At 41.6% G+C, this 19,248-nt stretch carries 22 protein-coding genes; 2 read left to right on the top strand and 20 right to left on the bottom strand.

Annotated elements, in window-relative coordinates; genetic code table 11:
* Positions 1-16: 16 nt before the first annotated feature.
* From ACX0G9_RS07170 to ACX0G9_RS07090, 17 genes are all read right to left on the bottom strand, one after another.
* Complete coding sequence (locus ACX0G9_RS07170) at positions 17-1,063, bottom strand: class I fructose-bisphosphate aldolase (protein ID WP_459064189.1); 1,047 nt, start codon at positions 1,061-1,063, stop codon at positions 17-19.
* Positions 1,060-3,459 (bottom strand): phosphoketolase family protein, encoded by a 2,400-nt coding sequence (locus tag ACX0G9_RS07165; RefSeq protein ID WP_459064188.1) that lies wholly within the window; start codon positions 3,457-3,459, stop codon positions 1,060-1,062. The genes ACX0G9_RS07170 and ACX0G9_RS07165 overlap by 4 nt, the downstream gene beginning before the upstream one ends.
* 191 nt (positions 3,460-3,650) lie before the next feature.
* Positions 3,651-4,952, bottom strand: a complete 1,302-nt coding sequence (locus ACX0G9_RS07160; RefSeq protein ID WP_459064187.1) for a glucoamylase family protein — start codon at positions 4,950-4,952, stop codon at positions 3,651-3,653.
* A gap of 67 nt (positions 4,953-5,019) precedes the next feature.
* The gene (locus ACX0G9_RS07155) at positions 5,020-7,299 is read right to left on the bottom strand and encodes a copper-translocating P-type ATPase (protein WP_459064186.1); all 2,280 of its coding nucleotides are present in this window, start codon (positions 7,297-7,299) and stop codon (positions 5,020-5,022) included.
* 77 nt (positions 7,300-7,376) lie between these two features.
* Positions 7,377-7,718: an L-2-amino-thiazoline-4-carboxylic acid hydrolase gene (locus tag ACX0G9_RS07150; protein ID WP_459064185.1), complete on the bottom strand. Its 342-nt coding sequence runs from the start codon at positions 7,716-7,718 to the stop codon at positions 7,377-7,379.
* Between the two features lie 15 nt (positions 7,719-7,733).
* The gene (locus ACX0G9_RS07145; RefSeq protein ID WP_459064184.1) at positions 7,734-9,407 is read right to left on the bottom strand and encodes an ABC1 kinase family protein; all 1,674 of its coding nucleotides are present in this window, start codon (positions 9,405-9,407) and stop codon (positions 7,734-7,736) included.
* 30 nt (positions 9,408-9,437) lie between these two features.
* Positions 9,438-9,689 (bottom strand): hypothetical protein, encoded by a 252-nt coding sequence (locus ACX0G9_RS07140; RefSeq protein ID WP_459064183.1) that lies wholly within the window; start codon positions 9,687-9,689, stop codon positions 9,438-9,440.
* A 117-nt stretch (positions 9,690-9,806) separates the two neighbouring features.
* Positions 9,807-10,229: a hypothetical protein gene (locus ACX0G9_RS07135; protein ID WP_459064182.1), complete on the bottom strand. Its 423-nt coding sequence runs from the start codon at positions 10,227-10,229 to the stop codon at positions 9,807-9,809.
* Between the two features lie 107 nt (positions 10,230-10,336).
* Positions 10,337-11,578: an MFS transporter gene (locus ACX0G9_RS07130; RefSeq protein WP_459064181.1), complete on the bottom strand. Its 1,242-nt coding sequence runs from the start codon at positions 11,576-11,578 to the stop codon at positions 10,337-10,339.
* Positions 11,568-11,966 carry a DUF6629 family protein gene (locus ACX0G9_RS07125; RefSeq protein WP_459064180.1) on the bottom strand — a complete coding sequence of 133 codons (399 nt, stop codon included), beginning with the start codon at positions 11,964-11,966 and terminating at the stop codon, positions 11,568-11,570. The genes ACX0G9_RS07130 and ACX0G9_RS07125 overlap by 11 nt, the downstream gene beginning before the upstream one ends.
* Before the next feature lie 28 nt (positions 11,967-11,994).
* Positions 11,995-12,402 carry a hypothetical protein gene (locus ACX0G9_RS07120; RefSeq protein WP_459064179.1) on the bottom strand — a complete coding sequence of 136 codons (408 nt, stop codon included), beginning with the start codon at positions 12,400-12,402 and terminating at the stop codon, positions 11,995-11,997.
* A 36-nt stretch (positions 12,403-12,438) separates the two neighbouring features.
* On the bottom strand, positions 12,439-12,693 hold the full coding sequence (locus ACX0G9_RS07115; RefSeq protein ID WP_459064178.1) for a hypothetical protein: 255 nt from the start codon (positions 12,691-12,693) through the stop codon (positions 12,439-12,441).
* A 64-nt stretch (positions 12,694-12,757) separates the two neighbouring features.
* Entirely contained in the window at positions 12,758-12,991 is a 234-nt protein-coding gene (locus tag ACX0G9_RS07110; RefSeq protein ID WP_459064177.1) for a heavy-metal-associated domain-containing protein, read from the bottom strand.
* 55 nt (positions 12,992-13,046) lie between these two features.
* Entirely contained in the window at positions 13,047-13,142 is a 96-nt protein-coding gene (locus ACX0G9_RS07105; protein ID WP_459064354.1) for a heavy metal-binding domain-containing protein, read from the bottom strand.
* A gap of 9 nt (positions 13,143-13,151) precedes the next feature.
* Complete coding sequence (locus ACX0G9_RS07100) at positions 13,152-13,505, bottom strand: DUF6799 domain-containing protein (protein ID WP_459064176.1); 354 nt, start codon at positions 13,503-13,505, stop codon at positions 13,152-13,154.
* A gap of 91 nt (positions 13,506-13,596) precedes the next feature.
* Positions 13,597-14,133 carry a universal stress protein gene (locus tag ACX0G9_RS07095; protein ID WP_459064175.1) on the bottom strand — a complete coding sequence of 179 codons (537 nt, stop codon included), beginning with the start codon at positions 14,131-14,133 and terminating at the stop codon, positions 13,597-13,599.
* A 334-nt stretch (positions 14,134-14,467) separates the two neighbouring features.
* Positions 14,468-14,782 (bottom strand): zinc-binding dehydrogenase, encoded by a 315-nt coding sequence (locus tag ACX0G9_RS07090; RefSeq protein ID WP_459064174.1) that lies wholly within the window; start codon positions 14,780-14,782, stop codon positions 14,468-14,470.
* 97 nt (positions 14,783-14,879) lie between these two features.
* Between ACX0G9_RS07090 and ACX0G9_RS07085 the strand changes: the two genes are divergently transcribed.
* Both ACX0G9_RS07085 and ACX0G9_RS07080 read left to right on the top strand, forming a co-directional pair.
* Positions 14,880-16,127 (top strand): hypothetical protein, encoded by a 1,248-nt coding sequence (locus ACX0G9_RS07085; protein ID WP_459064173.1) that lies wholly within the window; start codon positions 14,880-14,882, stop codon positions 16,125-16,127.
* Positions 16,128-16,170: 43 nt separating this feature from the next.
* Positions 16,171-17,235: a hypothetical protein gene (locus ACX0G9_RS07080; RefSeq protein ID WP_459064172.1), complete on the top strand. Its 1,065-nt coding sequence runs from the start codon at positions 16,171-16,173 to the stop codon at positions 17,233-17,235.
* Positions 17,236-17,308: 73 nt separating this feature from the next.
* Here ACX0G9_RS07080 and ACX0G9_RS07075 read toward each other — a convergent pair whose 3' ends face one another.
* The 3 genes from ACX0G9_RS07075 to ACX0G9_RS07065 form a co-directional block, all read right to left on the bottom strand.
* On the bottom strand, positions 17,309-18,115 hold the full coding sequence (locus ACX0G9_RS07075) for a nucleoside phosphorylase (protein ID WP_459064171.1): 807 nt from the start codon (positions 18,113-18,115) through the stop codon (positions 17,309-17,311).
* Positions 18,116-18,134: 19 nt separating this feature from the next.
* Positions 18,135-18,584 carry a rhodanese-like domain-containing protein gene (locus ACX0G9_RS07070; RefSeq protein WP_459064170.1) on the bottom strand — a complete coding sequence of 150 codons (450 nt, stop codon included), beginning with the start codon at positions 18,582-18,584 and terminating at the stop codon, positions 18,135-18,137.
* A gap of 257 nt (positions 18,585-18,841) precedes the next feature.
* Complete coding sequence (locus ACX0G9_RS07065) at positions 18,842-19,201, bottom strand: response regulator (protein WP_459064169.1); 360 nt, start codon at positions 19,199-19,201, stop codon at positions 18,842-18,844.
* Between the last annotated feature and the right edge of the window lie 47 nt (positions 19,202-19,248).

The following is a 19,248-nucleotide window of genomic DNA, read 5'->3' as shown; positions in this document are numbered from 1 at the left end:
TATTGTTCTTTCAATATTACTTTTTTTGAATCTTGCCATGCTCTTGCCTTTCCATCATGGGGCTGTATTCACCACGACGGGCAGCTTGGTCGCATCTTGCCCGACAATATAGCGCATGCTGTGCCGCCGGAACATTAGCCTCTTTCCCCTGCCAAATCTCCAATGCCGGTTGCTGGATGGCGCGGGCAAACGAAAATGCCAAAGCCCAGGGCAGTCGCGATTTGAATCTAACATTCATAGCATTCAAACGAGCTGAAGCCAATTCGCCGGTTTGGCCGCCCGATAAGAATGCAATTCCCGGAACGGCAGCAGGGACGGCTCGCAGGAGACACCGCACCGTCGCGTCGGCTACCTCGTCCACCGTTTGTTGCTTGGGGCTGGCCGACCCCGGGAGAACCATATTGGGTTTCAGGAGCATGCCCTCCAATGACACCTTTTGCGTGTAAAGCTCGTTGAAAACCGTTTTCAGTACTTTCTCACTTACTTCGAAGCATCGCTCCAGGGTATGATCGCCGTCCATGAGTACCTCCGGCTCGACGACGGGTACCAATCCACCCTCCTGGCACAATGCGGCATATCTGGCCAATGCCTGTGCGTTGGCCTCGATGCAACCCCTGCTCGGAATGCCATCGCCTATGACAATCACCGCGCGCCACTTGGCAAAACGGGCGCCCATTTGAGCGTATTCAGCCAAGCGCTCCCGCAGGCCGTCCAGTCCTTCGGTTATTTTCTCTCCGGGATAGTTCGCCATAAACTTTGCACCGGCATCCACTTTGATGCCGGGAATGATTCCCGCGTCGGTGATGGCTTTGACGAAGGGCGTTCCATCTTTGGTATGCTGACGGATCGTCTCGTCATAGAGGATCGCTCCACTAATGCACTCGCCGAGACCGGGCGTGGTTACAATCATCTCCCGATAGGCTCTCCGGGCCTCTTCTGTCAGGGGAATGCCCACTTTGGCAAATCGTTTATTGCAAGTTGGATTACTTTCATCCATTGCCAACAGGCCCTTATCACCCGCGACCAGCATTTTCGCTGTATCAATTAACTCTTGTACTTTCATTTGGATTTACCCCATTTCCAGTTCCGGATTTCCGGCATATCCTCGCCGTATTTGTCAATGTACTGCTTGTGTTCGATGAGTTTCTCATTGAGCTGCCGCTTCAGGTAAATGCCCTTGTCGCCAGTCTGCGGTAGACGGTCGATGGCGTCCATCACGAGGTGGAACCGGTCCAGATCATTCAGCACTGTCATATCGAAGGGCGTGGTGATGGTGCCCTCTTCCTTGTACCCACGGACATGGATGTTGCCGTGATTGGTGCGGCGGTAGGTCAGTCGGTGAATCAACCAGGGGTAGCCATGAAAAGCGAAGATGACCGGCTTATTTTTGGTGAACAATTCGTCGAAATCTACGTCGCTTAACCCGTGAGGGTGCTCGGAGGCCGGCTGCAGTTTGAAAAGGTCGATCACGTTGACCACCCGGATTTTAAGATCAGGTAAATACTCGTGCATGATGGAAACGGCAGCGAGCATCTCCAGCGTAGGTACGTCGCCACTACAGGCCATAATTACATCGGGGGAAACGTCCTGGTCGTTGCTGGCCCACTGCCAGATGCCGATGCCCGCAGTACAATGCTTGACAGCAGCGTCCATCGTCAGCCATTGTGGCGCCGGGTGCTTGCCTGCGATCACGACGTTTACGTAATGCCGACTTCGCAAACAGTGATCCATTACTGAGAGAAGGCAGTTTGCATCCGGAGGAAGATACACGCGCACAATCTCTGCCTTTTTATTGACAACCAGGTCGATGAAACCGGGATCCTGATGCGTAAAACCGTTATGATCCTGTCGCCAGACATGGGACGCCAATAAGTAGTTGAGCGAGGCGATCTTCCTGCGCCATGGCAGGTGTGAAGTGACCTTAAGCCATTTGGCGTGCTGGTTGAACATCGAATCGATGATATGGATGAACGCTTCGTAGCAGTTGAATACCCCGTGACGACCAGTGAGGAGATACCCCTCCAGCCAGCCTTCGCATTGGTGCTCGCTGAGCATCTCTAAGACCCTTCCGGCTGGAGCCAGGAATTCGTCATTTGGCAGGGTTCGGCCGTCCCATTGGCGTTTGGTAACCTCAAAGAGGGCTTCCAGACCGTTGGAGAGCGTCTCGTCAGGGCCAAAGACCCGAAAATTCCGCTGCTCACTGTTTAACTTCGCCACATCGCGCAAGAAACGCCCGAGTACGTGTGTGTCGCCGATGCCTTTTATCCCAGGCGAAGGGACGTCAGCGGCGTAGTCACGAAAATCCGGCATCCTTAGATCACGGAGCAGCATACCGCCGTTGGCGTGCGGATTCGCACCCATGCGTCGTTCACCTTTGGGTGCCAGTTCAGCCAGTTCCGGTTTCAGGCGACCCTGGTCATCGAAGAGTTCTTCAGGCCGGTAGCTCCTGAGCCAGTCTTCCAGCAGTTGGAGGTGCTCGGGATGGGTAGCCGGGTCAGAAAGCGGCACCTGATGAGACCGGAAGTTGCCTTCAATAGGCAGGCCATCGACGACTTTAGGTCCGGTCCAGCCTTTTGGCGACTTGAGGACGATCATGGGCCAGCGGGGCCGCGTGGTGTCGCTGTTATTCCGGGCATTTCGCTGGATGTGCCGGATATTCTCTATGACCAAGTCCAGGGTCGCAGCCATGAGCTGGTGCATCTCAATCGGATTGTCTCCCTCGACGAAATAGGGTGTCCAACCGCAGCCGCGCAGAAATTGCTCCAGTTCCTCAGGCTCAATACGAGCTAGAATGGTCGGATTGCTGATCTTGTAGCCATTCAGGTGCAGCACCGGCAGCACGGCGCCGTCACTGATCGGGTTTAAGAACTTATTGGATTGCCATGCAGTAGCCAGCGGACCCGTTTCCGCTTCACCGTCTCCCACCACACAGGCGACGATAAGATTAGGATTGTCGAATACAGCCCCAAACGAATGGCTGAGCGAATAACCTAATTCACCGCCCTCGTGGATGGATCCCGGGCATTCCGGTGATGCATGGCTTGGGATGCCTCCGGGAAACGAAAACTGGCAAAAGAGCTTTTGAAGGCCTGCCTCATCCTGGCTGATATTGGGATATACCTCGCTGTAAGTGCCCTCGAGATAAGTATTGCCCACGACTGCTGGGCCGCCGTGCCCCGGGCCGGAGACGTAAATCATATCCAAGTCGTATTTCTTGATGACCCGGTTCAGGTGCGCGTAAATGAAGTTCTGACCTGGAGTCGTGCCCCAGTGTCCCAACAGCATTTTTTTTATATCCGCGATCCTCAGCGGCCGTTTTAACAGTGGATTGTCGTAGAGATAGATTTGTCCGACTGATATGTAATTTGCGGCGCGCCAATAGGCATCGATCTTTCGCAACAGTTCCGGGTTGAGAGTTTGCTTAATCTGAAGTTCCGGAACAAGTGTATTCATGTTCATAATTTTCGCTTTTTGAATTGCTATGACTTATTTCCATTTTTTTTTAACAACTGAGCGTTTATTGCTACTATTTTTGTACTTAAACTCATAAACACAGCCCCGACAGCAGGGCCTAAAAACACCCGGATTTATATATTGGCGCTGGAAACGTGATTGTTATCAGCAAGTCGGATATTTCTCGGCCCCTTACTTTATAGCCAACCCCCTCTAAACTGCGCTCGCCGCAAGCCTGCAGTGATATATGGGCAGTTGCGCATCAATTGCCACAACATGCCTGTACGGTAGTTCTCAATCATCAAAACAATTGGACCTTGATTGAGCCCGAAGTGCCACGGCGATACCCACCATCCATAAGGATTGCCCGATGCTCCCGGGTGATTCGGATTAAAGGACGCCTTAAAGCCGTAGGAATTGAACGCTGTCAACTTGGCCTGGTAAATGCAATACTCAAGGGCGGACAACACGATCTCTGGTGCGAACGGCAGGGATGCTACGACAGCCCAAGGGGCAAGAGTTCCGTCATCTGGGCCATATGGCACGCCGCGCCCTGCATAATCGAAAAACTGGCGCTCAATGCCTTGAATTTTAATGGTCTCAGGACCGGGACCTTCGCTCGCAGTAAGTCCCCAACAATGGGGCCCATAGGCCTCAAACTTGAGCGGATTGTCGATCGCATACCTTTGTTGCACATAGGTAGCGCGGCGACTGTTCTCGAAATAGTCGATGCCCTTGGCGCGCATGAAGTCATCCTGAATACCACGAAAGTCGATCCATACATGCGATAGTTGATGTGTGAACAATGGCCCGGCGTATAAATATTCATATCCATAAGATTTTTCCCATCGGTAAGATGAAGCCCACGCTGTATAGCTGCTCTCAGGCAAGGGATAGGTCGATGAGCCAAGTCCCAACATATACAGCAGCATCGCCTCATCATAGCCTTCCCATCTGTATTTTAAAAATCCGCTTTCCGGCTTCCAGCCGTGTGTTACAGTCTCGGCTTGGTTCTGAGCCCACTGCCAGTCAGCGCGGCGATAGAGCGCGTCTGCCAGAGTCCGTATTTCATGTTCGTCCGCAGTGTCGGCGTCGAAATAGAGCCCGGCAGTTAGGGCTCCCGCCAGCAGAAAAGCGCTATCAATCGTGGACAATTCACATTCCCAAGCACGCCGACCAGTCTGGATATCAAGAAAATGATAATAGAAACCTTTGTAGCCGGTTGCATCGGGCCCAGTACCTTGCGGGCTGTTCCAGAAAAAACGCAGTGTATTCAGCGTTCGTTCTACCGCGGCGGAACGTGACATATATCCCCGCTCAACACCTACCGGATACACCGCTAATGCAAGACCAGTGGCTGCAATACTTGCCGGCCAATCCGCCGCAGTTTTGTCGATTACCAATCCGTTAGCTGGATTCGATTCGTACAAAAAGTAGTTGAAAGATTCATGTTGAAGCTTTATTAGTTCCTCATCTGTCGATAGTTTTTTACTGTTCATGAATTTTAATTTTATTTCCTTTGCGCGCTAACAACCTCTATACTTATTATGCTGCGGGAAATATATATCAATTTTCTTTTTTGTTTTCATCTTTTTTAGCAACCGATTTCACTTTCAACAATTTCGCATTGATGGCAACTACGATTGTACTTATACTCATGAACACCGCACCAACTGCAGGAGTTAACAGAATCCCCCATTTGTAAAGCACACCAGCAGCAAGGGGTATTGCCACTACATTGTAACCGGTTGCCCAAATTAAATTCTGAATCATTTTGCGATACGTTGCTTTGCCGAATAAAATCAAACTAGCGATGTCTTTTGGGTTGCTGTTTACTAAAATTATTCCTGCTGTTTCGGCTGCTATGTCGCTTCCGCTTCCTACTGCAATTCCAATATCGGCTTGTGCCAAAGCGGGTGCATCGTTTACACCGTCACCGGTCATGGCAATAAATTCTCCTTTCGCTTGCAGTTCTTTGATCTTTTCTAATTTTTGTTCCGGTAACACTTCCGCAAAGTATCCATCCATCTTTAATTCATCACTTACACTTTTTGCAACGTTTTCATTATCACCAGTGAGCAAAATGGATTTTATTTTATTATCGTGAAGCGTTTGGATTGCCTCAGCAGATTCGGGTCTTATTTTATCTCCCAATGAAATGAACCCTGCCAATTTACCATCCACGATAATGAAAACAATTGTTTCGGCATTATTTCCTGCATAATTTTCGGGTAATGAGATATTATTTTCTTTGAGATAACCGGGGCTTACTACTTTGATATTTTTTCCTTCTACTTCTGCTTCAATTCCCTTTCCGGTAATGGCTTTGAAATTGGTTGCAGTAGGACTTGTAACAGAAAGTTCTTTCGCTTTTGCAAGTATTCCGGTTGCAATTGGATGTTCGGAATTTTGTTCCAGTGCCGATGCAATTCGAATGATTTCCTTTTCATCAAAACCCGATTGCAGGGATTTAATTTTTGACACTTCAAATTTTCCAATGGTGAGTGTTCCTGTTTTATCAAAGATGATGGTGGTTATTTTTCGGGAGTTCTCAAATGCCGTTCTGTTCTTAATGAGCAATCCGTTTTTGGCCGATAACGCTGTGGAGATAGCAACCACTAGTGGCACAGCTAACCCAAGTGCATGAGGACAACTTATAATAATCACTGTTACCATTCTTTCCAATGCAAATTGCAGAGTCTCCCCGTATATCAGCCAAAACGCAAATGTTCCAAAGCCGAGCGTTAATGCAACGATGGTAAGAACGAGTGCTGCTCTATCAGCAAGCAGTTGTGTTTTCGATTTTGATTTTTGTGCATCATCCACCAGCTTGATTACTTTGGAGAGATAAGAATCTTTTGCAGCATGTGTAACGGTAACTTTTATGGAGCCATTGCCATTGATAGCACCTGCTATTACTTTCTGGCCTTTTGTTTTTTTTACCGGAACTGATTCACCGGTGAGCATTGATTCGTTTAAATAACTTTCTCCTTCAGCAATTAATCCATCGGCTGCAATTTTTTCTCCAGGCTTTATAAGAATGATGTCTGCTTCTTTAAGTGAATCTGTTTTTACATCAGTAATTTTATCGCCGGCTACAAGATGCGCCTGGTCGGGCATTAACTGGACAAGCAATTCCAGTTCACGGGATGCACCTGCAATGGATTTCATTTCGAGCCAATGGCCAAGCAGCATGATAGTAATTAATGTTGCCAGCTCCCAAAAAAAATCTTCTCCCTTTAAACCAAACACAGTTGCTGCACTGTATATGTACGCAGTTGAAATGGCCACTGCAATGAGTATCATCATTCCCGGGGCACGGTTTTTTATTTCATTCCAAAATCCTTTCAGAAAAGGAAATCCACCATAGAAAAAAACAGCAGTGGACAGTGCAAAGGCAACATATTGCGAACCCGGAAATTGCCAGTTTATGCCAACGAGCTTTTGAAGCATTGGAGATAATATCATTATCGGAATGGAAATCCCAAGACAAATAAAGAACCTTAGCCTAAAATCTGCAATCATTTTGTGATGGTCGTGCCCCTGCATTCCCATAGGTGCATTGCCGTGTTGCATTTTTGCATGCTCATCTTCAGTCATGTCCATTTTTTTCGAGTCGTCTTTATCAGAAGATTTATCCTTGGTGGATTCTTTTCCCGAAGTAGTTTCTTCTTTCTTTTCTTCCTTCGGAGATTCCTCTTTTGAGGTTGCTTCCTTCGGATGCTCGTTCGGAATATCCTCTTTTGGCGGCTCTGCTTTTGGAATATCAGCGTTAGGATTTTCCGTTGTAGCCGTAACCTTCGGCTCGTCGCCTTCCGTATCGATATTGATGGTAATCTTTGTCATAATGGTCAATTTTATTCAGTTTAGACTTTTTGGAGAACCATTTTTTTTGAACCAGATATTTCTTTTTTTTAAATATCTTAATGATTTATTTTTACTATCCATCGGAAATCACATTTCTCGGCTCCACCTGCAATGCTTCCAGTTCTTTTTAATTGTCCGCCCCATTCTTCGGCTAAAGGAAAATCCAGCTTGCACCAGGTATGAGAGCAAACATCTCCAAGTTCAAATTTTTTAAAATATTCAGCGACATGGCAGCGTGTACAATTGAATGCAATTATGTTTTTATCTGAACTTATTTCTTCCCAGCCATAATCAGGAGAGGTAAAAGGGAACATCCTGAATACTTGCGTAGCCAACTCCATTTTTTTATTTGGATTATCAGAAAATATTCCTGCAATCACCATTGGTATTTTAGCCATTTTGGTATATATTTATCATGCAATTTTATAAATTAATGGGGTTGCTTCTTCTTTGGTTTTTCCTGACTTAATCAGCGTATTATACAACGAAAGAGTAGCGCATGCAAGATGTATGGTGATTGTAGCTCCAAGAGTTTGTTGTTTAGGTAAATCAATTTCTAACCTCGAATATTCCTGCCATGTTTCTTCTAATAGTTTCCTTGTTGTGTTTTCATTAAATTCTTTTCCTAAAACTTCTTGTGCCGATGGATTAGTTATAGCTTTAAAAGCACCGGCATTTGTTTCCCACTTTGTTAAGTTCCGGATGATTTGATCATAAACAGCTTTCCAGATATGAGGATTGTTTGCAATTCCCTGCAAGGATGATGGAATTATTTCCCCTGTAAGTAAAAATTCGGGTAATGCTTTTTCTATTCTTTTTTTTATTTGTTCACCATTGAAGGTTAAATTGGCAAACTCTCTTGCTATAATCGGTTTGGTAATTTCTTCAAACCGTGCATCCGGAGCAAGTCGAAATGTCAGGGCTTCAGCAGTAGTAAGAGCCTTGGCGTGTAATAATAAGTTCTCAGGAAAAATGTATCCGTACCTGTAACCGGCACTGATCATATTTAAATACACCTTCGTAATGGAAACATCTTTTAACCTGCTTTTATAAAAATCATCAGCTAAGTTTTTAAATACTTCATAAAAAACTTTTTCATTTGCTTTAGGTAACTCTTTACACTGCTTTTTAAAATGGTAAAATGCCCGTTTAATATCATTTTGCACCACAGCTAACCAGTAAAGTACAAACCGGTTCCTTTCTTCTTTTGTTAATTCGCCATACATTCCAAAATCAAGCAGTTCAATCTCTCCGCTTTCTTTAAAAAATATATTTCCCGGATGAAGATCAGCATGGAATAATCCGTCTGAGATGAACATTTTTAATTCCATTTCTACAAGCCTGATGTTCATTTTTTCTTTTTCATTCTTCGATAGGTTTTGCTCAACTTCTTTTAGGCGAAGACCTGAAACCCGTTCCATGGTAAGCAGTTTCTCACTACTATAATCCAAATAGACCCTTGGAAATATTATATCATTCCAACCCTTGAAGTTATTCCTGAAACGCTCTATGGTTTCTCCTTCATGCGCAAAGTCCAACTCTTGTATTGTGTATCTTTTAAATTCCCGGAATCCATTGATTAAATTCGCTCTTTTTACCTTTCGGGAAAATAAGAAGTTCAATATTGATATAATCCCATCTAATGCATGCAGATCATCTAAAATTCTAGACTTTACATCAGGCCGTTGAACTTTTAGGGCAACTTGTTCGCCTGATTTTAGTATTGCAAAGTGAACCTGGGATATAGAGGCGGATGCTACCGGTTTTTCTTCAATGGATTGGAAAAGCTCCTGCAAGGATTGTCCTAACTCCGCTTCAATGATTTGCTTTGCTATATAAAAATCAAATGGGGGAACATTCTCCTGAAGCTTTTCAAGAGCAGTAATATATTGTGCTGGCAACAAATCAGGCCTGGTACTTATTATCTGTCCAAGTTTAATAAACGCAGGCCCCAAAGCAAGAATATCCGCTACCAATTGTTCTGGCAGCAGTGAATTATTTTTTTTGAGGTCACTTAGGCGTGAAAACCTTTTAAAATTCCTATATTGCCTAATGCCTTTTTTAAATATATTCCACTTTGTGTTCATACTAATTTATTGTTCTTAAATTGTCAGTGGTTATTTTTTAGACCCCATTTTTGCATGCTCCTCTTCAGTCATGTCCATTTTTTTTGAGTCACCTTTCTTTACAATTTCGTCCTTTGGAGTTTCATTTTCCGAAGTAATTTCTTCCTTCGTTTCTTTCTTCGGAGTTTCCACCTTTGGCGATTCTACTTTTGGAACAACAGTCGTAGCTTTGTCTGTAGTAGTTGTAATCTTCGGTTCGCTATTCTCCGAACCGGTTTTAATGTTGATAGTGATGTCTGTCATGATCGCAAATTTTATTGTTTAAAATTTATTTCGGATACTTTATCTCTTTATTTGTATCTGACTTTTTAATATTGTCAGGGGCATTCGTTGATATGTAGTTTATGGTTTTCAATTTTATTATTTGTGTATTTGGTATAAAATTAAAGAGACTATCCACGGAATTGTAAAAGCCAGCAACAGCCACCTAAAATCTGACTGAAGAATAAAATTTACAATCGCCATAGAACTAATTGAGGTGATTCCTGCAATTGATACTATGATATATGTTCCTTGTGTTCTTGTGCGAAAAGATGTTTGGGCAATATACATAGTAAGCAGCCCTGCGGTAAAAATATAGCACCCCATTACCCAAAAAACCTTTTGAATCCATCCAGATAAAGCAGGAATATTATTTTGAATAGCCGATATGGATAAACCAATGTATTTTGAATCTTCGGGTAATAAAGGTGGCCGAAAAAAAACAAAATAAATTCCCATTCCTGCGAGGAGAAATCCTTCAAGTGTGAGAAATGATGCAGAGTATGGTTTTAATTTTATCATTTAATATTTTTATTTGCTTCACCTGGGGCGGATGAAATACCAAGGCGGATTTGATACCTGCCGGGAATAATCATTCATCTGTATGATAATTTCCTTTTGAAGATTTTTCAATTCCTAATATTTTTCAAATGAAGAAATTTTAATCTGAATGAAGGAACCGCTATACAAGCTGTGAGTAATAATAGGATTGAAATAATAAAATAAGGAAGATGAACAAAACTAATCATCATTACTGAACCAATTACTACGCCCAAAACCTGCCCCAAACTATTTACAGAACTAAAAATGCCTAAGGCAGTTCCGTAATTTTTACCGGATTCTTTTGTAACCAATGAAGCGAGGCAAGGAGTAAGGATAGCCATTCCAACAGAAATAATGGAAACAAAGAATAAAATGAATTCCATCTTATTTGACAGCATTAGCAATGACATGCCAATGCTTAAAATGACAAGCCCATAAGGGAGCAAGGCATTTTCTCCTTCTTTTTTAATTAACCATGCAACAGGCCCTAATTGCAATAAGCCCATCACTGAACCGCATACAATAAATACAATACTCATTTGCTTTGGGCCAAATGAAAAAAGGCGTTGTGAGTGTAATGCGAAAGTGCCCTCGAACATTGCTAACGAAAGCTGGCTTATAAAGGAAAGAAAGAGTAGGAGCAGAAATGTTTTATTGAGTTTTTTTACAAATACAAATACTTTTTCAGTTGTCTTGAGTTTAATAATTTCAGCAGCATTGTCTTTTTTTGATTCTGATAATGCAAATACTAAAAAGAAAAAAACCATCAACACCAAAACTGCTGATATAGAAAAAGGTATAGAGAATTTGTCTAACGTAAATTGACCTATCGTGATATTGACCTTAGAAAATAAATTACCAACCAATGGCCCTGCCACTGCACCAAGACCTGCAACACTCACTAATAATGCCATGCCGCCACCTCTTTTCTTTTCAGTTGAATTGTCGGCTATGTAAGCACTGGAAGCCGTTAAAATTGCTGCGGAAAATAAACCTGCCAACAAACGAAAGACATAAAGGAATAATAAACTTCCGCTTATGGAAAACAAAAACATAGTAATTGAATATCCTGCAAGACCGTATAATATAAGCGGCCTTCTGCCAATTTTATCAGACAATGAACCGAGGAATGGTGAAAACAAAAATTGCATGAGTGGATAACTGCCTGTTATCAAGCCAACATGCAACCACAGCTTCTCTGGAGAAATACCTTTGGCCAAAGAAAGTTTTTGAATATAAAAGGGAAGTACAGGAAGTGTTATACCAAACCCTATCATTACTAAAAACAGTCCCACTAATAATACTGCTATGTTTTTATTAAACGGCATTATTCAAATTATTTTGTGTTGAGCCTTCAGTAATTTTATTCTTAAAGTATCCGTAGATTATTATGCTCAATTTGACACATGTGGCTGCAACGTAAAAACCCATTACAGTATAAATGTAAAAATGCGGGGAAAAATAAACAATATGTTGATTTGGCCACAGTACGTGAGAGAAGACAGAATATATGAATGTCATAACTATCTTTAACTCCGGTGTATTATTGTGGAACGTGAGCCAAATTATTCCTTCCCCAATTTGCTGGATACCGAACAGCAATGGAATAGAAGCAAAAGGAAATCCTGATTTTTTTTCAGTTTTCTTTATTAATAGTACTCCTACTGCGGAAAGTACCCCTCCGGATATAAAACTTGCTGTTGCTGAAAAGCACATATCCTTTCTATTTTAAAACAAGTATGTACTACTTAATTTCTTTACTCATTTTGTCAATGGATGCCTGATATATTAATGCAAACGTTTCATCCTTCAAAAACTCAGTAAGTTCCGGTTTAAAACCTTCTGCCTTTTTTGATAATAGCATTATTAATTTTTGATGTTCGCGGTTACCCGGTTTAACCTGCTTTTTTCGTATAACATCAATAAAATCATCCATCCATTTTCCATAACGAAGCATAAACTCCTTCTGTTTTGGATTTAACTTACGAACTTCTGCCTGATTAATAAATTCAGAAAACGCATTGGTACTTACCAAACCAGCACCAGCAGTTGCGGCAGTAATGATTCCTGATTTGAGGAACTTTCTTCGGGAGTTTTTTTCTTCTTTTTCCATTTTTAAATTGTGAGTAAAATAATTTTCTTTGTTTTTCATTCCGTTACATTTCTAGGTAGCATTTCTAAGGCACAATTAATCATAAGAAATAATGGTTCCTGTATTTGCTAGTTTACTGGAGCCTCTTACATCTTTTGAAGATGTAGCTTTCACCTGATTTACAGCACTACGTTCCACAGAAGCAGGATCGAATGCAGATGATTTCTTCGATTGTGTTTTTTTCTTTTTTTCCTCAACCTTACTTGGCGCGATACTTTTTTTGTTAACTTGATTCACACCTGATTTACTTTCCTTATTGCTTTCTTTTTTAATTACTGTTTTGTTTGTCATTTTTTAAAATTTAAATTGTTATTTAATTTTAATTATTTAATTTTTATTGCTGTACCAAGTACCCTTAACTTATTTTAACGTTAAGCTCTGAAATGGTATAATTTGTATTACTGAAAGCACTCCGGAGCATATCTGTTTTAATCTCTTCAGATGAAGTGATTTCCGCTTCTTTCTTTTCCAAGTTAACTGTTACGGATGTTACACCAGGCACACTAGATAATTTCTGTTTAACTGTTGAAACACAGCCGCCGCAGCTCATGCCACCGATATGATAAGTATGTGCAATTGATTTTTCCATAACTCTTTATTTCTAATTGGTAATAATTTTTTATTCAACTCTTCTCTTGCCTCGGTTAGATGTTTTTTTTTACTAAAACCATTCCGTATTTTGGGCATTTACCTGCTTTATTACTGATAGCTTCGGGGAGCATTGGGCAAGTGTAAACAATTGCCGGATTTTAGCTTTTCTTCGGCGTTGAGCTTTTCATGCTTTTATTCATCATCGAACATTTACCCATTTTTCCACTCATTTCCATACAATCACCTTCTTTCATCATCATCTTTTTACCATCTTTCATAGTACACTCACCATTAGTCATACATTTTGTACCGTTTTTCATCGTCATTTCTTTATCCATGGGCATTGATTTACCGTCCTTCATTAACATCATTTTACCGTCTTTCTTCATACAGCAATCTTTAATTATTGCTTGTTTTGTTTTAGTTTGTCCAAAAGAATTAATTACTGTAAAGCATAATACCAGCATTAGCATTGAAGCAAATACTTTTGCAATTGTTTTTTGAATTTTCATTTTTATTATTTTTTAAATTTTCGTCAGATGCGCTGTTGCCCGTTCTTCAGTTTCTCTGTTGCCCGATTTATTTTTTTTCATTCCTTACAATTTATACAGAACATTTTGCATGTAGCGCCACAGCCTGAGAGACCGAACCAAGCAGAAAACTGGCGACAGCTCCATGGCCATGGGAACCCACAACTATTAAATCGGCATTGAATTGTTTTGCTTGTTCCAGGATAATGCTTTTGGGAGAACCTTCTATGGCAGCAGTAGATATTGAAAGCTTGGGATGGTTTTTATGCACCATCATCGCTGCATTTTCAATTGCTTTCTCTGCTAATTTTAATGAATATTTTAAGGAAATACCATAATAGTCATTTGATATTCCTACTGGATCAAGATACATTACAGTCGAAGGCTTTTCATAGGCAGAGATAATTCTTAATTTAGTGTTGGACGCTAACGTTCTGATCGCAAATTTTTTAACCATTGCTTTGCTATGCGTTGACCCATCGGTAGCTAGTAATATTTTCATAAATTCTATTCTTTTTAACGAAAAGAGAACTCGTAATTTACTTTGTAAATATCTAATGATATTACCTCCATTCCAATGATGACCGTCAGGGAAAAATATGATTGTCATCAGTAAACCTCAATTCAAGAAGAAATTTAACTGCCATGAGATAATTGGAGTTGAATGCTTGTGGGAGTCTAATAAGCTTAAATTCAACGTACTAGGTATTCGGGTTTACACGAAATGAAAGTTAGTACAAGTTAAGTCCCTCATTACCTACTCTGATGCATATTTGATTACCGGTATTCAGTTGAAAACCTTTTATAGTAAATATAATTATTTAATTGTTAAATTATGGCTTATAATGACTTTCATTGCTTTTTCTTTGAGGCGTTACCAAATACCTGGTAAGCGCGAAGGATGTCATTAAATTTAGAATGATGAGAGATCAATTCCTGGAGATTCAAATGCCCGGATAAAACTGTTTTAATAGCTTAGAAGTGGTATTGGTATTTATCAACCCCATGGTTATAGTGATATTGCGAGTCCACAGATCCTGGATTTGCAGATCTACGGGATGCCTATGAACGCCGATGTTGGCAATGTGGCCTCCTCCGGGGCGGACGATTTTCTGGCATGTTTCGAAGGTCGCGGGAAGACCCACTGCTTCAATGGCGACATCAACCCCGTCCTTCGTTTCTGAAAACACTCTTTTTACAACATTTTCTCTGGCGTATAGGTGGCGCCGAATTTTTACCCAGTGCCAGGCGGTTTTCATCGCTGTCGATGAGAAAATTACAGATTTATAAATGTGAAGGAAACTTTGTATTTTAATGCTCTTTTTGGTATTTTAAAACTAATCTGAGCTCGTAAAGATGAACAATAATCTCCCCCAAATTATTCGGCAATACAAAGAGGATAACCAATCCGTATTCAATACATGGTTTATTAACAATGAAGACCGTTTAAAAGCCTTCCGGTCTATAAGAAGAGGCGTAATGCAGGTGGTAGATGACATAAAGAATAAAAGATACCCCAACGACTTTAAAGGTTCATCTCTTGAGTTTGTTTTAACTTGTATCACAGAACAAAAACAGGTATTCGAAGGTGCATCACATCCCTTTTACTGGAAACCTAAATTGCGAATACCGGACATTTATGAGAACGAGGCCAACAAACAATATTTTGGACAATTCTTGGAAAACTGCCTTAACGCAAAAGCGGAAGATCAGGTTATAAAAAAAATTTTTAAGTTAGATGGTTACAAGATAAAAGGGCTTGGGCCCGCTGTAGCCAATATTCTCTATTTTCTGCATCCTACCATCATCCCACCTTTTAATACCGCCATTATTAACGGATTCAATTTCTTATTTAGGGACAAGAAAAAGTTGGGAAGTTGGAGTGAGTATTTAAAAATAAGAGAAGTGGTGATAGACATAAATGGTCAGCACCGTTCTCAGCTTTCATTAGATCTGGGCGCTATTGCAGGATTGTTGTTTGAAATTGGAACACAAAAATTGATTTTAGGAACTGATGTATATTTATCAGAGCCGGAACGGAAGAAATTAGCAAAGCTTATTGAAAGGCGGCGTGAAGATTTACACCAGGAAAAGCAGGAAGACAATTTGCATACCAAAATGCAATATCATTTATTGAAAATAGGAGATGCGTTAGGATATGATATTATTGCGGCATCAAACGATCGCTCCAAATCATATTGCGGAAACAGTTTTTCATTTATGAGTTTACAAGTATTCCCACAAATTAATGTAGACAAGGAAATATTGAATACAATAAAATTGATTGATGTATTGTGGTTTCTAAAAGGAACCAATACGGTAATTGCGGCATTTGAAGTTGAAAAAAGCACAAGTATTTATTCTGGGATATTAAGATTAACTGATTTAAGTTGTACAATAGCCGATGATAATAAAGTCTTTTACCTCGCAGTTCCGGATAGCAGAGAAAAGGATGTCATATTGCAGTTGTCGCGTCCTGCAATAAGGAAAAATAATATACTTATCAAGTATATATTATTCTCTGAATTAAGGCAGCACTGTGATGCCCTCTGTAAATTTGGGGAAAGCCATCATATTATGGAAAAGATTGCGAAAACGGTATAATTTTATCAACGGATGAACTAAATAACTTTAAAAAAATGAAGATATGAAGGATATGTATATTTTAACACTCATTTTTGTAGTCAGTCTATTTGTCGCTTGTAAAGGCAAGGAGACGGGTCCCATCCCTGCTACGGTGATTGGACATGGACAAATGCCAGCCATTGTAACGGATGGTAGCCATACGATTCATCTGGTGTACGGTAAGGGGGACAGTATACTATATATGTATTCAACTGATAAAGGTCGAACTTTTTCTGATCCTTTATTGGTAGATACGATGGGAAAATTGTATGCTTTTTCCATGCGGGGGCCTCAAATTGCCTTGACTGATCAGGGCGTTGCGATCGTTGCTGTCAATCAACAAGGCAACATCTTTTCTTATGTAAAGGAAGCATCTGGAAAATGGGCGCAAACTGCTCGTCTTAATGACGCGGATTCGGTGGCTAAAGAAGGGTTTTTGGGCGTTTGCGGGGATGGGAAGAATAACCTTTTTGCCATATGGCTGGATCTTCGTGCCGATAAGCACAACAAAATATACGGCTCCCGGTCCATGGACGGTGGCAAAACATGGTCGAAGAATACGATGATCTATACGTCTCCTGATGGAACAGTTTGCGAATGTTGCAAGCCGTCCGTTGCGATGCACGGAAACAATGTATATGTCATGTTTAGAAATTGGCTGAAGGGAAATCGTGATCTCTACCTTTTACAATCCACTGACGGCGGGAACACCTTTAACCAGGCGCAGGAATTAGGGAATGGCCATTGGCAGTTGAACGGCTGTCCGATGGATGGAGGAGGGTTGGCTATTAACGATAAAGGGACTCCGCAAACTATCTGGCGGAGAAAGGGGATGCTTTATACGTGTGAGCCGGGCAAGGATGAAACCGAAATCGCAGAAGGGAAAAGCTGCTCGATGGAAACGATAAAGGGTAAGAATATATATACCTGGACGGATAAGGGGAATGTCATCTGTTTATTGCCGGATGGCAAAAAACTGGTGATAGGTCAGGGGAATCTTCCCATAGTGAAGGCTATAAATGAGGAGGAAGCGATTTGTATTTGGGAGCAGGATACGGAAATTAAACGTTCCATATTACACTTATAAGAACCGATAACCTTGTATAATGCCTGGTAATTTAGCTGATACTGAGCGCCGCCAGTTTTCTTTTAATCCTGGTTTAACGAGGGGCATGGCGGAGGCTGTTTTCTGGGAGAAGTATTTGGAGTACGTAGGAGACAAGATTCAATGTGTCGATGCTCCCGGACTGTTCGCCTTTTTCAAAGTCGCCTGCTGTCTGGGCCATGGAATTGGTAAGGTGTGCAAAACAAATGATGTCGTATTGTTTTGCTGATGCGAGGGCGTATAGTGCGGCGGCTTCCATTTCTACACAGGTAATATGCTGCTGTTTCATGACTTCGATGGCGGAGAGGGTTTCCCGGTAGGGGGCGTCGGTTGTCCAGCTTATTCCGTTGAAATAGGGGCAATCTGGCTGGCCTTCTGTTGCGTTAAGGGATTGAAACAAGGTCGGGTGTAACCGGGAGGATTGGTCGGGGGGTAAATAATGGTAGCTGGTGCCTTCGTCGCGGATGGCGGAGGTTATTAAGGCAAATTTTTTGTGGGTATCTGGCGGATTAATGATGCCGGCGGATGTTACGCTGATTAAAAACTGACAGCCGGAGACAAATAATTGTTCGGCAACGAGCACGGCGTAGGATGATCCTACGACGAATGGGATAATACCTATTTCGTGATCGTCTGAGCGGAAGGTATATAGTGAAGAATGATAGCAGGCCCAGCAATCGCTTTTTTGAGATATATTTTCTCTTAAAAGATAGTTTGTTAAATCACCATCGGGATCAAGCAGGCAAATGGAGGGGATATTGCATTCCGGTTTATTCAGTTGTCGCCTTGCTTCTCTTAAAAGATTTTCGGGAAGGAATACGGATTTTTCGTCGAAGAATTTGTTGGAAAGAATATAGGCCATTGGTTGGGCTTTGGGGCGTTTATTTTGTTACCGGGAAACCTTTGTCTATCCAGTCTGTCTTGATGTTGTGGGGGAGGTTTAAGAGTTGTGGATGGGTAAATTTCATTTCATTGAGTAAGGTAAATGCGGGTCGGATGTTTGGGCAATGCTCGAACGGGCAGCAACCGCAATAGATAACGATAGGGGCGTCTTTTGGGAGGGTACTGAGTTGCTGGCTGAACTTGTTAAGGTTTTCTTTTTCTTTTCCAGGGCCGATGTCAATGGAGCCTTTGATGATGCTTCCAGGGCCGACGCAAAAAATATACGGCTGTTTGGCCTGAGGGTTGGTAATGGTATTGGCTAGTGCTGCGGGGTCGAGTAGTTGTTTTTCGGTCCAGGGTTCACCGGTGGTTTCCTGTTTAAAACTGCTAACGGCAAGGGCAATCAGGGCAAGGGGTACAAGGAAAGCGAAAAGAGGTTTGATTGTCATGTTGTTGGTGTTTTTGTTGGGTGTAATGATCGTGTAAATGGTTGAAGATATGGCGCTCTCGCCTGTTACTAGTGATGGTCGGTTTATGTGGCATACCATTATTGATTAAATTAGTTCAATGACTGTCTCAACGGGGCGACCCTTGTGTTATAGGAAGCAGCAGTGGATCGAAACAATACATCAATGTAAGCTCTTCAGCGGTTTTCTTCCGGGTCTCTTCCAAGAATAATAGTGTCTCTTTTTACCATGATCCTTTTTTACAAAATATATCTTTCAATAACTTCTTTAAATGAGGCAATGTCAAATGGCTTTTCTATAAATCCGTCAGCTTTGGATCTTTTGGAAATCTCCTTTATTTCCGCAATAGCGGAAAATAGAATAATTGGAATATGCTTGGTTTCTGGATTTCCCTTCACCAAAACAGTGGCCTTCTCTCCTCCAGTCTGAGGTATCCATAGATCCATCAAAATAATATGGGGTTTAATGATATCAATATCACTTAAAATATTATCACAAGTTGAAATGGTTTCTATTAAATATTTGCTTTCCTTTAAAATTGCCCGGCAAAGCAATAGCATCTCCTGATCATCATCATAAATTATAATGGTTTTACTCATTTTAAAATTATTGCATAAAAAAACACTGAAAACATGCTCACTTTAAG

This window comes from Flavitalea flava, assembly GCF_054461575.1.
Note: the sequence above shows the minus strand (reverse complement) of the source record. Positions and strands in the feature narration are given on the sequence as shown.

Bases quoted from the DNA above. Each gene is read 5' to 3' on its own strand.
- ACX0G9_RS07170 (WP_459064189.1), bottom strand. From the start codon at position 1,063: ATGAAAGTACAAGAGTTAATTGATACAGCGAAAATGCTGGTCGCGGGT.
- ACX0G9_RS07165 (WP_459064188.1), bottom strand. From the start codon at position 3,459: ATGAACATGAATACACTTGTTCCGGAACTTCAGATTAAGCAAACTCTC.
- ACX0G9_RS07160 (WP_459064187.1), bottom strand. From the start codon at position 4,952: ATGAACAGTAAAAAACTATCGACAGATGAGGAACTAATAAAGCTTCAA.
- ACX0G9_RS07155 (WP_459064186.1), bottom strand. From the start codon at position 7,299: ATGACAAAGATTACCATCAATATCGATACGGAAGGCGACGAGCCGAAG.
- ACX0G9_RS07150 (WP_459064185.1), bottom strand. From the start codon at position 7,718: ATGGCTAAAATACCAATGGTGATTGCAGGAATATTTTCTGATAATCCA.
- ACX0G9_RS07145 (WP_459064184.1), bottom strand. From the start codon at position 9,407: ATGAACACAAAGTGGAATATATTTAAAAAAGGCATTAGGCAATATAGG.
- ACX0G9_RS07140 (WP_459064183.1), bottom strand. From the start codon at position 9,689: ATGACAGACATCACTATCAACATTAAAACCGGTTCGGAGAATAGCGAA.
- ACX0G9_RS07135 (WP_459064182.1), bottom strand. From the start codon at position 10,229: ATGATAAAATTAAAACCATACTCTGCATCATTTCTCACACTTGAAGGA.
- ACX0G9_RS07130 (WP_459064181.1), bottom strand. From the start codon at position 11,578: ATGCCGTTTAATAAAAACATAGCAGTATTATTAGTGGGACTGTTTTTA.
- ACX0G9_RS07125 (WP_459064180.1), bottom strand. From the start codon at position 11,966: ATGTGCTTTTCAGCAACAGCAAGTTTTATATCCGGAGGGGTACTTTCC.
- ACX0G9_RS07120 (WP_459064179.1), bottom strand. From the start codon at position 12,402: ATGAAAAACAAAGAAAATTATTTTACTCACAATTTAAAAATGGAAAAA.
- ACX0G9_RS07115 (WP_459064178.1), bottom strand. From the start codon at position 12,693: ATGACAAACAAAACAGTAATTAAAAAAGAAAGCAATAAGGAAAGTAAA.
- ACX0G9_RS07110 (WP_459064177.1), bottom strand. From the start codon at position 12,991: ATGGAAAAATCAATTGCACATACTTATCATATCGGTGGCATGAGCTGC.
- ACX0G9_RS07100 (WP_459064176.1), bottom strand. From the start codon at position 13,505: ATGAAAATTCAAAAAACAATTGCAAAAGTATTTGCTTCAATGCTAATG.
- ACX0G9_RS07095 (WP_459064175.1), bottom strand. From the start codon at position 14,133: ATGACAATCATATTTTTCCCTGACGGTCATCATTGGAATGGAGGTAAT.
- ACX0G9_RS07090 (WP_459064174.1), bottom strand. From the start codon at position 14,782: ATGAAAACCGCCTGGCACTGGGTAAAAATTCGGCGCCACCTATACGCC.
- ACX0G9_RS07085 (WP_459064173.1), top strand. From the start codon at position 14,880: ATGAACAATAATCTCCCCCAAATTATTCGGCAATACAAAGAGGATAAC.
- ACX0G9_RS07080 (WP_459064172.1), top strand. From the start codon at position 16,171: ATGAAGGATATGTATATTTTAACACTCATTTTTGTAGTCAGTCTATTT.
- ACX0G9_RS07075 (WP_459064171.1), bottom strand. From the start codon at position 18,115: ATGGCCTATATTCTTTCCAACAAATTCTTCGACGAAAAATCCGTATTC.
- ACX0G9_RS07070 (WP_459064170.1), bottom strand. From the start codon at position 18,584: ATGACAATCAAACCTCTTTTCGCTTTCCTTGTACCCCTTGCCCTGATT.
- ACX0G9_RS07065 (WP_459064169.1), bottom strand. From the start codon at position 19,201: ATGAGTAAAACCATTATAATTTATGATGATGATCAGGAGATGCTATTG.